The sequence below is a fragment of the Acetobacter senegalensis genome (assembly GCF_001499615.1).
GTDB lineage: Bacteria > Pseudomonadota > Alphaproteobacteria > Acetobacterales > Acetobacteraceae > Acetobacter > Acetobacter senegalensis.
Map to the genome: position 1 here is coordinate 3,263,704 of NZ_LN606600.1, position 14,844 is coordinate 3,278,547.

6 protein-coding genes are annotated in these 14,844 nt (G+C 50.7%); 4 read left to right on the forward strand and 2 right to left on the reverse strand.

Translation table 11 applies throughout. The annotated features are described in order from the left end of the window. The first annotated feature begins 30 nt into the window (after positions 1-30). The 3 genes from ASN_RS15230 to ASN_RS15240 all read left to right on the forward strand — a co-directional run bounded on the left by ASN_RS15230 (position 31) and on the right by ASN_RS15240 (position 5,100). Positions 31-951, forward strand: coding sequence for a DMT family transporter (locus ASN_RS15230; RefSeq protein WP_407922286.1), 921 nt, complete (start codon positions 31-33; stop codon positions 949-951). 124 nt (positions 952-1,075) lie between these two features. Next, positions 1,076-2,296 carry an MFS transporter gene (locus ASN_RS15235; RefSeq protein ID WP_058988676.1) on the forward strand — a complete coding sequence of 407 codons (1,221 nt, stop codon included), beginning with the start codon at positions 1,076-1,078 and terminating at the stop codon, positions 2,294-2,296. 320 nt (positions 2,297-2,616) lie between these two features. Next, positions 2,617-5,100, forward strand: coding sequence for a TonB-dependent receptor plug domain-containing protein (locus tag ASN_RS15240; protein WP_058988677.1), 2,484 nt, complete (start codon positions 2,617-2,619; stop codon positions 5,098-5,100). 243 nt (positions 5,101-5,343) lie between these two features. Here the strand turns inward: ASN_RS15240 and ASN_RS20595 are convergent, their stop codons facing one another. Both ASN_RS20595 and ASN_RS15250 read right to left on the reverse strand, forming a co-directional pair. Beyond that, positions 5,344-5,775: a transposase gene (locus tag ASN_RS20595; RefSeq protein WP_082666725.1), complete on the reverse strand. Its 432-nt coding sequence runs from the start codon at positions 5,773-5,775 to the stop codon at positions 5,344-5,346. Between the two features lie 609 nt (positions 5,776-6,384). Next, positions 6,385-11,625, reverse strand: coding sequence for a Hint domain-containing protein (locus ASN_RS15250; RefSeq protein WP_058988678.1), 5,241 nt, complete (start codon positions 11,623-11,625; stop codon positions 6,385-6,387). 507 nt (positions 11,626-12,132) lie between these two features. Here ASN_RS15250 and ASN_RS15255 point away from each other — a divergent pair. Then, positions 12,133-14,769, forward strand: a complete 2,637-nt coding sequence (locus ASN_RS15255) for a M1 family metallopeptidase (RefSeq protein ID WP_058988679.1) — start codon at positions 12,133-12,135, stop codon at positions 14,767-14,769. Positions 14,770-14,844 lie beyond the last annotated feature (75 nt).

Genomic DNA, 14,844 nt, shown 5'->3' on the forward strand with positions numbered 1-14,844 from the left:
TGCTCTGTTTCTGTCCGGAGCAGAACGGTAATGGCTATGCAACATAACCTCGCACGCGGGGCATATCTACTTGCATTGGCCACATTGTTTACGGCACTTCTCAACGCATTGCAGAAAATTACGGGTTCAACATTATCTGTTGTTGAAATCGTTTTTTTCAGGAATCTGTTTTCTTTGCCGTTTGTGGTTGTTATCGCGTTACGCGGTGGCCTTGTGCTGAAGACGCATCATTTCAGCGGCCATGTCATCCGCTCTGTTGTGGGGCTGGTCAGTATGATCATGACGGTTGTTGCCGTAACACATCTTCCTTTGGCAGAGCAGCAGGTTTTATCTTACACGCAGCCACTGTTTCTTATTCTTCTGTCCATTCCGCTGATGCATGAGCGTCCGTCCATTCAGCGTTGGGTGGCCGTAGTCATTGGTTTTGTCGGCGTTGTTGTGGTTGCGAGCGGGAAGGGGCTTTTGGGAGATGGTCACGGAACCGTTCCAGCATGGGCTTACGCTGTTGCTCTTGGTCAAGGGGCAGTAGGGGCTTTGACAACCATGCAGATCCGTCAGCTTTCGGCTACGGAAAAAAGCACGACCATCGCAATGTGGCAGGCCATTTTGATGACCGCGGCAACGGCAGCAGCGCTTCCGTTCGTGTGGCATATGCCCACACGCGCGGATTTATTATGTCTTGTTGCTGTTGGTGCATTTGCCGGAATAGCACAGGTTCTGCAGACAGAAGCATTTGCCTCGGCTCAGGTTTCAGCCATTGGTCCCTTTGCCTATTGTGGTCTGGTCTGGGCTGCCTTGATCGGCTGGTTGGGGTTTGGCGAAATTCCAGGCGTCGCCATGTTTGTGGGTGGTCTTCTGATTATCGGCTCTGGCCTGTGGATGTTGCGGCATGAAAGGCCGTCCCGACAAAAAGTGGTTTTAGAATCAGAATCTTCCTCTGGAGCACAATAAAAAGCCTTTCCATACATGCGCACAGGTGTGTTGTATTCATAATGTTCCGTTATCGTAAAAATATTGATGATCTGTGTGATGCAAGGCTGCCTTTTAAGGTCGAGAGTTTAAAGGTGAAAAAGCGATGAACAAGAACGCAGGCTCATCAAGATATGTCTTTTTTGGCATGATTTTTCTGATGTACGTCATCAGTTATGGGGATCGTGCAGCCCTTTCCATATCACTACCTGATCTTGGCCGCGAATTTTCACTTTCTTCTGTCCAGATGGGGTGGGTTTCCTCCAGTTTTCTCTGGTCTTATTTTGTCCTGAATCTTCCCTCAACCATTCTTCTGGATAGCGCTGGCGCTCGTCTGGTGGGAACGCTGGCTGTTTCCGTATGGTCCTGCGCTATGATCCTTGGAGGCATGACACGAAATGTGACGCAGTTTATCTTAACCCGCATGCTTCTGGGCGTAGGGGAAGCGCCAACTTTTGGGGTGGGCGCGACGATTGTTCGCAACTGGGCAAGACCACAGGAACGCGGTACCGTTATGACAGTCCTGCTGACTGGCATGCAGATAGGCCTTGCTGGTGGTACAATTGCAGGAGCCTACCTGATTGCAAAAGTTGGCTGGCGATTTGAGTTCATGGCGCTCGGTGTTGTGGGATTGATTTGGGCGCTTGCATGGTGGCTACTTTATAGAAATCCGAATAAATCTGATGCTTCGGCGCGGGTTCGCTCCATTCGCGTGTCAGAAGTGCTGTCTTTGTTTCGGTCTTCGACATTTTGTGGGATTCTCGTTGTCCAGTGTACACAGAATTTTTTGAACTTTTTGCTTATGTCTTGGGTTCCTTTCTATCTCATTCATGAATTGCACTTGAATGTTCTAGGGTCCGGCAGTGGTACAGCCGGGTGTTACGTTCTGGGTGCTGTTGGGGCGGTTATTCTGGGGCGTATAGCTGAGCATATTGTGTTCCGAAACAACCCGGATGCGAGCCGCCGCCGATTTATTGTGGCCTTTTGTATTATCGGAAGTGCCATGATCGGGTTTCTTCCATTCTTTCATGATGAAACACCCATTCTGGCAGTCCTTTCCCTTTCTCTCTGCTGTCTGATTGCGGCAAACGGTGCCAATACAGCCATGTTGGCAGATATGTTGCAGGACGGTCATAAAATTGGATCTGTTACGGGCGTAACATTGACATTCAGTAATGCACTTGGTCTTACCGCGCCTATTCTGACAGGATATATCGTGTCCTGGACGGGAAACTTTAATATGGCCTGGTACCTGTGCGCGGTGGCGCTGATTGTTGCCGGCCTAATTTCTTTGATGACGGTAAGGAAGCCGATTGTTATGACTTAATTCGAGAAAAATTAATAAGTTGGTGTTTTTTCATAATATATTTTGAGTATGGAGCTACGTCAAAAAAACTCATTATTTTTTCTAAATTTATCATGACTTTCTTTTTAGAAACACATGTAAAAAATAAATCTCCATGAGATTAAGGTTAATCTTGTGGAGAGTTTTCATATGTATAAATTGAAATTTATAGTCAAAATCCCGCTCTGATAGGGGTCAAAAGGCGAGATATCAATATTCAATATGACGCCAAAACATAACGGAAACGTATCATATGAAACCAGATAAGGTTTCTTAATCCGACCGGTTTTCAGGGTGATGCGATGGCCAAAATATCAAAACTTGAACTATCACTCGTGGCGAGTGTAGCGTTCGGTGCTCTTCTCCCGGCAGGAAGCGGTTTTGCAGAAAGTGTAACTTCCCAGAAGGCGAAGGCGCAGAAGGTCATTGTAAAAAAGACAAAAAATACGACGGCCGCACCTGTAAAAACGTCACCCACACATGTTCGCAGCAAATTGAGCGCCTTGCGGGGAGGGGAGGAGTCCATTGACGTGGGTGGCCATTCGGGAAGTTCCGTATTTTCACCGACGACGCCAAAGCATAGCACAACGCAGGTTACGGTCGTCACTGGTGCTGAGCTTCTGAAAACCGGTCAGACAAATGTGCTTTCTGCTCTTGCGCAGGCTAACCCTGCCATTACAACCGCGGCTCTTCCCGGTGGCGGTGCAAGCTCATTTGTGCAGACCATGCAGCTGCGTGGTCAGTCTCCGGATGATACCCTGATTCTTGTTAATGGCCATCGTCGTCATATTGGTGCGAATTTTAACTCGAACTCTGGCACCAACTGGGGAAGTGAACCGGCTGATATTTCCCTTATCCCGGTAACTGCGATTGACCATATTGAAGTAGTAACAGAAGGCGCATCCGCGCTATATGGGCAGGACGCCATTGCAGGCGCCGTGAATATTGTGCTGAAGCATGATACTCACGGTGGTACAATCAATTTTAAAAATAGTGGTTATTACGCCGGGGATGGCCAGGCTCTGGATGGTTCTGCCAATTACGGTATGGCTCTGGGTCGTAATGGTGGTTATCTTGATCTGGCGGCACAGGTTTCCCATCAGCTTCCCACAACGCGAGGTGGCGATTTTTATGGGACGCTTTTTGATGATTCCAGAAACGAGACGGCTAATCGCAATGTTCAGCGTGGTCTAGGTATTCCTAAATCCACACTGGAGACCATCAGCGAGAATATGTCGGTGCCGATGGCGCGTGACTTCAATTTCTACAGCACATCGACTTTTTCTCATCGCCGCGCAAATGTGCCTGAAACCTATCGGGCCAATACCAGTTCTGACGAATGGATCAACCCCGAGCTCTACCCAGATGGTAATCAGCCTTATATTGCCATGGATCAGCTTGATTTTGAGACAGACAATGGCATTAAAGCGCGTAAATTCGGCTTTGCATGGGATGCCTATATTACTTACGCTCGAGATAAACAGGATTATAGAACAACAAACTCTGAAAATGTTTCTATCCCTGGCAGTACCCAGACATCGTTTTATGATGGTGCATCTATCGCAACTCAGTTGACAGCAGGTTTGCGCGGGTCCCGTACGTTCCGGCCTGACTGGGCTCCTCGTCCAATCAATCTGCGGTTTGGAGGCGAATATCGCCACGATACTTTTCAGATGCTTGAAGGTGAGACAGCCTCCTGGAGCGGTATGGGCGCGACAGATCATCCGGGTAATGTGCCCATGGCAGCAACTTACCAGAACCGTGACGTGTACGAAGGCAATGTCAATCTTGATTTCTATGTAACCAAAAAATGGGAATGGACCCTAGGTGGCCGTGTTGGGAGCTATAACAATATTGCTACTGTCGAAACGGGGTCTGTTGGCACACGCTATAACTTTAACAAACGCTGGGCTATTCGTGCCAACGTGAATACTGGGTATCGTCCGCCAACGTTGGGCGCGCTCTCCTATTTCTATTCTGCCCCGTATCCGGGTTATACGGTTGATCAGATTCCGGCGAGCAGCGCCATTGCAAAGTATCTTGGTGCCGGGAGCATGAAAGGGGAATATTCACGCAGCTATTCCATTGGGTTTGATGCAACACCGGTTGATGATTTTCATGTTACGGGCAATCTGTATTATATTGCCATCAACGGCAGAATGGGCAGCACAAAAACCTATTCGGTCAGCCAGAATGATTCCGAACTTTTGGAGTTGCTGAAAAACGCAAATCTGGAAAGCGCAACATCACTGTCCTATTATGCTAATCTGTATAACACGCAGACATTTGGCGGGGATTTTAGCGCGGACTATACGTTGCATACTGCAAAACTCGGGCAGTTCCGTTTTGCTATGGGCATCAATTTTTCGGATAACGAGATCCGGTCTGCAAAATCTGATCTGGTAAATGAGTATACCAAGATGATGGTTCTGCATTCTGCTCCCAAAAACCGTGAACAGATCAGTGTGAACTGGACACGCGGCAAATGGTCGGCTTCTGTGCAGGAACTACGCTATGGTTCAATTGTCTATATGGCAGCGCCAACCGGCGCAGGTAGCGTGCCTTTCCAGCAGAACCCAGGTTTTATTACCAATCTTGAAGTTGATTATAAAATTCTGCCGCGTTGGACGGTGGGTGTGGGTGCCAATAATGTGGGCAATAAACACCCAACGCGTGTTCCTAGCTCTATTGCCAACACACAGCAGGGCTTGGCTAAATATGCCTCCTATTCTCCTTATGGGTTTAGTGGTGGAATGTATTACGTAAAAACGTCATTAGATTTCTAAAGGTTGTAAATTTCAGATCTGGAATCTAACGAATTTAAAAATGATAATGTTAGCTGCTGTAGATCGGTTGTCCAACTCATGGGAACTGATTTGCGGCGGCTTTTTTGTGATCATTAACGTGGGAACAGTGTCCTGATGCCTTGTATGCATGCTGTCCTATCGAGAACTGATATGAGATTGCGGACGGACGGGATAGTTTAGAGCACCGTGTGATGAGGTTGATGCGTATCCTGAGTTCCGGAGCTAATTAGCGCATTCTTGTGCTGAGAAGCATTTGAGACGTGAGCCGATACGTTTGCACGTTGCCGCGATGGATCGTTCAGCGATCCTCCATAGCTGGGTCTCGAGTTTGGCAAAGACCTGTTCGATTGGATTGCGATCGGGACTGTAGGGCGGCGGCAGAAAAATTAGCCAGACACCAACGGCGCGAATGGCTTTGCGAGCGGCTCCGTCCTGGTGGCTGCCGAGATTGTAGAGCACGACGATGTCGCCAGCTTTGAGCCTTAGAACCAGAGACTGTTTGATATGAGCATGGGCTGCGCTCGCTGATAGCACCGTTGAGCCCGCACTGTGCAGTAATCCGGTTATGACGCAAAGCGGTAAGACGGGGCGGTCTCTTCCAGCGACCGTGTGAGACCTGAGCTCCCAGCCTGTCCGCTCTGCAGCAGCGATCATGCGCGTGCGTCATGTTGGTTTGGGCGATGTTTCGTCGATGAAGACCAGATGGGTGGGATCTATAGCAGCCCGCCGTTGCTTCCAGAATTTCGCTTACATGCGGCCTCAGGTCGATCCTGCTAACAGGACATTACGTTTTTTTGAAGCTCGTCCTTTGGGATTGAAAAATGGGCGACAGTATTCCCGCGTTCCGCCGGAACGCCACGCTCGTCGCGCATTTGAACCGACAATGCAGCATCAGGTTCGGAAACAATGATGGTCAGCAGCTAGGCTCTTTCAGCTCTGGTTCGGCAAGAATGATGTCCGGCCATGTCGGCGCAACACTGATCGCCCACGTGTTTTGCGCCCTGAACCCATTTGATCGACGAGATTTCGCTCATGCCAGAGCGGCGTGCCTCGATAACTTATGCCGTCATTTTGCACCGCGTCAATCATGCGGTTTCGTAAATCCTGCGGGTAAGTTTTCGGAATGAAGGCTGGCTGCCTTCGCCAGCCTTCATCTTGAAGTATGTCCCGCGCCCTCAGGGAATCTCGCGAGCCAATCTATTCGCGGTGTGCTCTAAAGCTGCTTCAGAATAAGCGGCTTTAGAGGAAAATTCTTGGCTTTGTTCAGCCAGCTTTTCTGGCTTCTGATTTTATCGCGTCTTCCAGAAGGGAGGTGATTTGCTCCTGGTTATAGGTCATTCTGATCAGATGGCGTCCTTCAATAGATGCTCTGCACCAGTGGGGCTGAGAGTTATGGAGTTGTAAAATCTGTTCAGCCAATTCCTGCGCTGTCTCTCCTTGATTTTCATGGAGACCTGCTGTTAGCGGCAAACCTTCTGCTGCAATTGGTGTCATGACACAGGGCACACCGTAGGACAGACTTTCCAGAACCTTGCCCTTGATCCCGGCACCAAAACGCAGGGGGGCAATGCTGAGGCGCAGAGTGGAGAAAAGCGCGTCCAGATCAGAAACCTCTCCGAGGATATCTACGCCTTCTTTTTGCAATGAACGCACGCGGGTGGGCATATTGGTTCCAGCAATCAGGCATTTGATTGAAGGGTCTTTAAGCCATACAAGAGGCATAATCTCTTCAACCAGCCAGCGGGCGGCATCCACGTTGGGGGCGTGGGCGTAATTCCCCAGGAACAGCACGTTCTTGCGTTGCTCAAAACTGTTCTCATGAACCTTCAAGGGAACAGACCATGGAATGACTGCCGTATTCAGCAGTGGAAGAGCGTCCTTAAGCAGAGCTGCTTCAGCTGGAGAATGGGTCAGAACAATATCTGCCTGACAGGCGGCCTGATATTCCCGCAATTTTAAGCGTCGGGAGTCAGCAATTAGTTCAGGGCGCGCTTCTATCTGTGCCTGGCGGAGTGTGCGCAGGAAATGGAGATCAGCCACGCTATATATAATCCGAGCTCTGGGCTGATGGCGTCGGGTAAGCCCCATATAGCGGGAGGCAATCTCCTCACGGTGCAGATAAACAATGTCAAAACTGTTGTTCTGACGAGACAGCACGTCCTCTACGGAGCGATAGAAGGGGGCCGTCAGCACGGTAACATCCGGGGTGTTGTCGAGATGATCCGGCCCTTCCATCTGGTCTGCCGCCACAAAACTTACGTCATACCCAAGGTCTTGCAGAGCAGTGATGTGGGAGAGGATAGCGTGTGAACCCGCGTCTCTGCCCTTGTTTGGCCGTTGTGTATCAATGACGAGCGCTCGGCACGTCTTGGCCGGGCGGGCTGCTTTCAATCCCCGTCGAGCATGGGCTGAATGCAGAACTGCCTGTTTTTTGCCACTTGTTTCCTGAGCGTGTTCCTGCGTCAACTGTTCTACCTGTGCAAGCAGAAAGGACAGCACATCTTTACGATGTTCCTTGCTGACGGCCTTGACTGCACGGCTGACGGACTGGGCAAATGCAGGATCAAACGCATCCACTGGTTCCAGAACATGTGGATGACTGAGCAGCATGCCATCACTTGCTCGCCGAACTTCAATGACATGACGGCTGAATGGGGAAAGACCCACAGGCAGAATGACGTCAAAGCCGCAACGTAGAGCACGCCCACTCAATTCCACGTCAGGACGAAGGCCATTTGCAACTGTGGTGGCAATCAACTTGCCATTGTCCAGTATCTGAATGGCAACAGGTGTATCCGGGGTTGCCGGGTTCCAGGCCCATCCTCGAATTTGCTCACGGCTTACAGCGTCAAGGTAGCCTTCAAAAGACTCAAGATTGATATTGGGCTGTGTGGTGTAAAGGGGGGCTTGGGTCTCTTCGTTCAGGTCAAGCATCCATGGGCTGTTTTTAAGAGGGGCACTATCTTCCATGCGTTGCACTTCAATAACGTGGCGCTCAAAGGGGGAAAGTCCGCCGGGGATTTCGAAACGGAAACCACAGGAGCTTCCCACGTCTGCACGGGGCTGATTGGCAATAATCTCACCTATCGTCACGCCATTATTCAGAATGGAGAGCCGGACTGGTTCTTCAGATGCGCTATCCCGCGCCCATCCCTGAACAATGGTGTGTGACACGGTATCGATATACCCTGAAAGTGTACCAACAGATTTCAGGGTGTGGATTCCGGTCAGGTGCAGCAGGTCTGTACGGAGCTGTTCCAGTTCCGCACCTTCTTCCAGACGAGGGGCACAATACTGAGCCGGTAGCTTCTGATCCTGCGGATAGAGTATCTGGAATTCAGAGGCATTCAGGAACATGCCGCGCGAGTCATCATCAACAAACGTTTCCGATGGGGCACCGTGGGCAAAGATGACGTCATGACTTTCAAGTTCGATGTGAAAATACGCCACTTCATCCATGGCTTCTGCCTGAATGATGCTCACATCGTTAACCAGCGTCATGGCGGGCACCAGTTTATGGGCCAGATACATTGCATGCAGCGGAGAGACGGAAAGATCCTGAGTAGGCAGCCCGTTTCCAAGGGATCCCTGGCGGAAGACCACAGGCAGAATTTCCTTGTTCCCGGCGGCAAAACGTCCGGAATAGCTGCGGCGGCCGATCCATTTGATTGGACGGAAGCCATTCTGGAGTGTTTTGACCAGATCGCCAATCTTCAGAAATTCAACAGAAACCGGACCGTGATCTGTTTCAATCAATGTGCCGCGACAATAACAGGGCGTGCCTTCTGTCAGCAGTTCAGTTCCGCCGCTTCCATAAGCCGCAAGGGAGAAAAAGGCCGCATTATAGTTTCCATCAAGGGCGATGGAGTAGGTATCTGTCCCGTTGGAGACCTTAAGGGTAGACGGATCTGTCAGGCTGAGGGTCGCGTTATCAGACCATGTAAGTTCTGGCAGATCAATCTGTGCGCCGCTGGACAACTGAATGTTGGATGCAGAACTGCCGGAATAAAGTGCCAGACGCCCACCATCTGTTACGGAGATATCTGCGGCACTGGCGCCCGTTTTGACGACAGCCGTTTGCCCGTTTGCGACAACTGTATTGGCGAGTGTTTCTCCACTGTTGGCGCTGTAGTCTGATATTTCCAGAAGCGTTACGGATGGATCGTGGTCAGATTCAGCATCCAGATAGCCCGTGTTGACATGCACGGTTTCAAACTGTCCGGCATCAGCAAAAGCAGAGGTGCCGATTGTGTGGTCCAGAGACTGGGCGTTTCCTTCAAAGATATAGGTGTAGCGGTTGGAAGCGTCTTCCTTGGAGCTCATGTCCGTCAAACCGCCATTGGTATAAACCGTATTGGCATCGCTCCATTCCGTATCATTGAAGTCGCCCAGAATCCCGATTTTTGCATCAGGGTCCTGCTGACGCAGACTGTTGACGTAGTCTGTAATGTATTCAGCCTGAGCAATCCGGTTGTTGACGGTTGCTGTGGTGCCACCATGATTGACCGGAGGCTGTGTCGATCCGTAGAGTTCGGAACTACCGGCCTGTGATGACAGGTGGACGTTGAGGAGAGTGACATCCTTGCCGTTGAATTCAAATGTCCCGACCAGCGGCAGGCGGGTATTTTTGAACGTACCGTTCAGTTCCTCGTTGCCAATGGTGGTGACGGGCGCTTTCAGCGTTACCCGATCCGCATTGTAGAGATATACGCTGCGAATGTTGCCGCCCGATACACCCCCTTGTGTATTGTTGGCGGGATCGACCTCCGCCCAGGAATAGGTAGGGCCACCGGCGGCCGCAATGGCCTGCACAAGAGCTGCAAGATTTTGTTCTGCGCTTACGGTGCCATCATTGGTGGTTCCGCTGTCATCCTGAATTTCCTGAAGAGCAAGAATGTCAGGATTATCAAGGTTTTTAACAATAATCTGCGCAACCTGCTTCAGCCGGTCTGCATTGGCCGGGTCAAGCGCGTTGAAATTCTCGATATTATAATCACTGATCAGCAGATTCTGATCATCTTTGTGGAAAGAGGTAACAGGCTTTTCCTGCTCGGTGTGAATAACCGTAACCTGCGTGGTGGGAACCAGTTCGTAGATGCCATTATAGTAGGTTAAGATGCCGGTAACGCTGCCTAGGGAATCTCCCAGCTCCACACTTGGTGCTGTGCCGGGGGTCACACCGCTATCATAATAGAGTTCAACGCGCTGCGTGTTGATGCTGGTTTCTGTGCTTTGAAGCGCACCTGTTGGTGTTAACAGGCCGTTTCCGTTATCTGGCACAACCCACACGGCATTTCCTGAAGAAGCGCTAACCGCTACGACATTGTTAAGGGTAACAAGCTGTCCGAGCAGGTTCCGGTAGAAATCGAGCGCGTTAGTATCCGGGCTGAGAGTTGCTGTGCTCTGATTGAGGTTGATGGCCTGCGCCAGATCACCCAGATAAGAACTGGCGGGAACAGTCTCTCCACCTTGGCCGATCAGGGTGGGGGCGACCTGCGTGTAGGATGCGCCGGTATCCGTGTAGGAAACAAGGTTGATTTCCGGCAGTGTTAGAGATTTCTCCCATGAGGTGCCGGAATAATTGGTTACCGTCCCTGTGACCGAGACTGTTGTGCCGACCGTTGGCAATGCTGCATCTTTGCCAGCGTAAACAAAAATGGCGGAACTACCAACGGTATCCTTGTCTTTTGTGCTTTCCTGTATCCAGAAGCCAATGCTGCCGTTTGTATCAACAGCCGTTACCACGCCCGTCGTCATGACTGAACTGTTGGCGTAGGTGCTGAAATAGCCCGTTCCGTTAATCTGCTGAACGGTTAGCTGTTGGGGGGAGGTGTTTCCCGTACCATCATTCCCGGAAGAACCGCTGTTTCCGCCGCCTGTATCAGACCCGTCAGATCCGCTACTGTCATCGGTGTCAGAGTCACCGCTATTTGTTCCATTATTGGCTGCGCCTGGGGTGACCAGCACGGTACCGGCTGCCGCTGTCGTTCCGTATCCGTCAATACCAGCCAGGGAAGGGTCGTCTGCTACCCAGTCAGACGCGCTGTCCGTATCTGTGCCATCGGGTATGCGAGAGGCCCCGGCTGCACGTGCGCCGGTAAGAACGGGGGCATCGGCGTAGGTTGGATCGCCTTTTCCGCCATCCGAGACGGCAATGGTATCCCCGATTTCAGACCACGGCGTGGATGTGAAGGTGCCGCTTTTGGTCGTATCGACGTTATCTCCCACCTTGCCAGTGAAGTCTTTGACCAGAAGGACAGTTTGTGTGCCGTTCTGCAAAGTATTTGTCAGGAACGGTGTGGCCCAGTAACCGTCACTGCTGGTTGTTCCAACCTGAAAAACGTTATCAATTTTTCCGGCAGCAGTACCGTCACCATCAACAACTATAATAGACCATTCACTGTAGTCAGTGGACGCATCTCCTTTTACTTCAATGAATTCATCGGGGTCACCAGAAACACTTGGATTAAACATAAACTCATTGATGAGGAGCTTGGACGCCATTACTTTGATTCCGACGGTCGTTTTGAATGTGAATTAAGATATTCAGACACATTCCTTGCATTGATATCTGTAAGTCAACTTCTTTTCGTCTTTGACTTAAAAAATACATAAAAAATTCATATTTTATTCTAATGGGCAGATTTGTCTGATGAGCCCCGAAACGGGCGCATAAAAGAACTATCTATTTGGAAATGTTATAAATTTTATTCTGTTATAACATGGGCCCTTTATGATTTTTCTGGGTCGATTCTGAAAACGGGTGCCGTCATGACATGTGAGTGAAAGTTGCCAAATACGATTCGTTTTCGCAATAAGATGCCGTTTTTGTCCGTGTGAAAGAAATTTACCGTCTGGTCAGAAAGAGACGGAATCCGTCTGTTGCTCTCTCAGAAAGAAATCCCGGCAGGAGAGCTTCTAGCTGCGTCCTGATTATGCCACGATGCGCGCACCGAAAATCAGGGGCGTGAAGAGCCTCATTGTGTTCACTTTCTGGAGAGAAGCAATTTTATGCGTAGGTTTTTGTCTTTTACAACATTGCTTGCCGGGATGCAGTTTGTGGTTCCGGCATATGCTGAGCAAGCCTTTTCATTTCAGAATGCGCCCGGAGAACTGCCCAAGACAGTTGCGCCCCTTTCCTACATTATTCATCTTGCAACGGACATGGACCATCTGTCCCTGACCGGGCGGGAAACGATCAAGGTGAATGTCCTTTCCGCTACGGCTGAGATGACGATGAACCAGGCAGGTCTCAAGCTTGAGGGCGCTGTTCTGGATAATGCTGTCAAAGCAGAGATCAGCCAGAATGACGCTGCGGAGACAGTAACCTTGCGTTTCCCCAAGGACGTGGCGAAGGGGGTGCATACACTGGCCATCACATATTCCGGGCCCATTCTGAAAACGCCGAACGGTATTTATGTTGATGATTACACGTCCCTCAAGGGCGAAGCAAAACGCATGCTTGTAACCCAGTTTGAGGTTGCAGATGCGCGGCGTATGTTCCCCGGCTGGGATGAGCCGGCCTTCAAGGCAACCTTCCAGTTGGATGTGGCCTTGCCTACAGACTATGTGGCCGTGAGCAATATGCCTGTTACAAGCTCCAAACCTGAAGGCGCTGGGCTGAAAAGGGTCTGGTTTGCGCAAACACCGCACATGTCCACTTATCTTCTGGCATTGGTTGCGGGAGACATGAAGGCTGTTCGCGGTCAGGCTGATGGAACGCCTTTGGCTGTTTATGCGCCATCGGGTCTGGAAGGGCAGGGGGACTTTGCGCTTCATGCTGCAGAAAAGATACTGCCCTATTATAATAGTTATTTCGGGGTAAAATATCCGCTCCCCAAAATGGATATGGTGGCTATTCCTGGTAACTATCAGGCCGGAGCCATGGAGAACTGGGGCCTTCTGACCTACATTGATAATGTACTTCTGTTTGACCCCAAAAACAGCACCCCCCGCACGCGTGAACTGATTTATGAAGTGGTTGCCCATGAAATGGCACACCAATGGTCTGGTGATCTGGTCACCATGGGGTGGTGGGATAATATCTGGCTGAATGAAGGGTTCGCCTCCTGGATGGAAATCAAGGCGACAGACAAAATGAACCCGCAATGGGAGATCTGGCCCCGCCAGCACGAAACACGGGAAGAAACGATGGGCACTGATGCACTGCCCAGTACGCACCCCATTCAGCAAACTATTCACAACGTAAGTGAAGCGAATTCAGCGTTCGACGGGATCAGTTACGGCAAAGGCGAACTGGTTATCCGTATGTTGGAAGGATGGCTGGGTGAGGAGCGTTTCCGCCAAGGGATGCGGGCTTACATGAAAGCGCATGCATATGGCAGTGCGACCAGCCAGGATTTGTGGAATGCGTTGTCAGGTGCATCGGGGCAGGAGGTTGGCCAGGTAGCCCGCAGTTTTACGGAACAGCCGGGCATTCCACTGGTCAATGTTGCAGCAGCCTGTGAAAAGGGGAAAACAGTTTATACTCTGACACAGTCTCGCTTTACCATCCATGATCCCAACCCGAAGGATCTGGTGTGGAGTATTCCGGTGGTGGCTGGTGGCCCTGGGTTGCAGACTCAAAAACTGGTGCTGGGCAAGGTGCCTCAAACGCTATCCGTGCGCGGGTGTGACGCCCCATTCAAGATGAACTTGGGGGAAAGCGGTTATTATCGTGTCCGTTATATGCCATCTGCTTTTGATGCGTTGGCGAAGAATATTACCACATTTGAAGCAGTGGATAAGGCTAACCTGCTGGGGGATCAGTTTGCCCTTTTCCAGTCTGGGCAGGCACAGCTTTCTTCATACCTGACGCTGGCTGATCGTCTTCTGAACGCACATGAAGACAACATTGCAGTGCTTCAGGAAATTATTGGCAAGTTTGACGCGTTAGATGACTATCTGAAGGGCTCAGCCGACCGCTCTTTGTTCCGGGCTTATGCGCGTAAAGGACTGGCGTCTGTGTTGGCGCGTCTTGGGTGGGATCAGAAGCCAGATGAAAACGTTCTGGATACCATGTTGCGGCCTTTGGTTCTTTCCGCGCTCGGTCAATTTGAAGACCCGGCAGTGGTGACGGAAGCTCAAAAGCGTTTTGCGCAGTGGCTGGATAATCCTGCTTCTGTTCGTCCTGATCTTGTGGGTGTGGTTGCCAGCCTTGCCATGAAGCACGCTGATCAGAAAACATATGACATTATGGCTGCCAAGGTGCGCGCGACACAGGCGACAGAAGTCAAGCTGCGTCTGTTTAACGCCATGGCAGGAGCCACAAACCCTGCGCTGATTGAGCAGACTGTCGCGCTGGCTTATAGCGGTGCCATTCCAAACGGCCGTATTGCCATGGCACTCTCCAGAGTGGCGGACAGTAGCGAGAACCCGGATCTGGTATGGAAACTTGTGAAACAACATGAGGCCGAGATCAGAACCCATCTAGCTCCATGGTCTCAGGATGGGTTTCTTGCGGGTATAGCTGTACATTCAGATAACGCGGACATAGCTGGCGCGTTGGAAAACGATCCCGCGTCAGTCAAGACAACCGGCGCTAAAATTGCCACGGCCAAGGCGTTAAGCGAAATTGGTGCCCGTAAAGAGGCCATGCGGGCGGCGCAGGCGCAAATCCATGTTTGGCTCAATACGCAGAAACATTAAGCTTCTCTGTATTGATACCTCGAAAGACCTTTCCTGCTTCTTGTCGCGTTACCGGACGCAGGAAGGGTCTCCTTC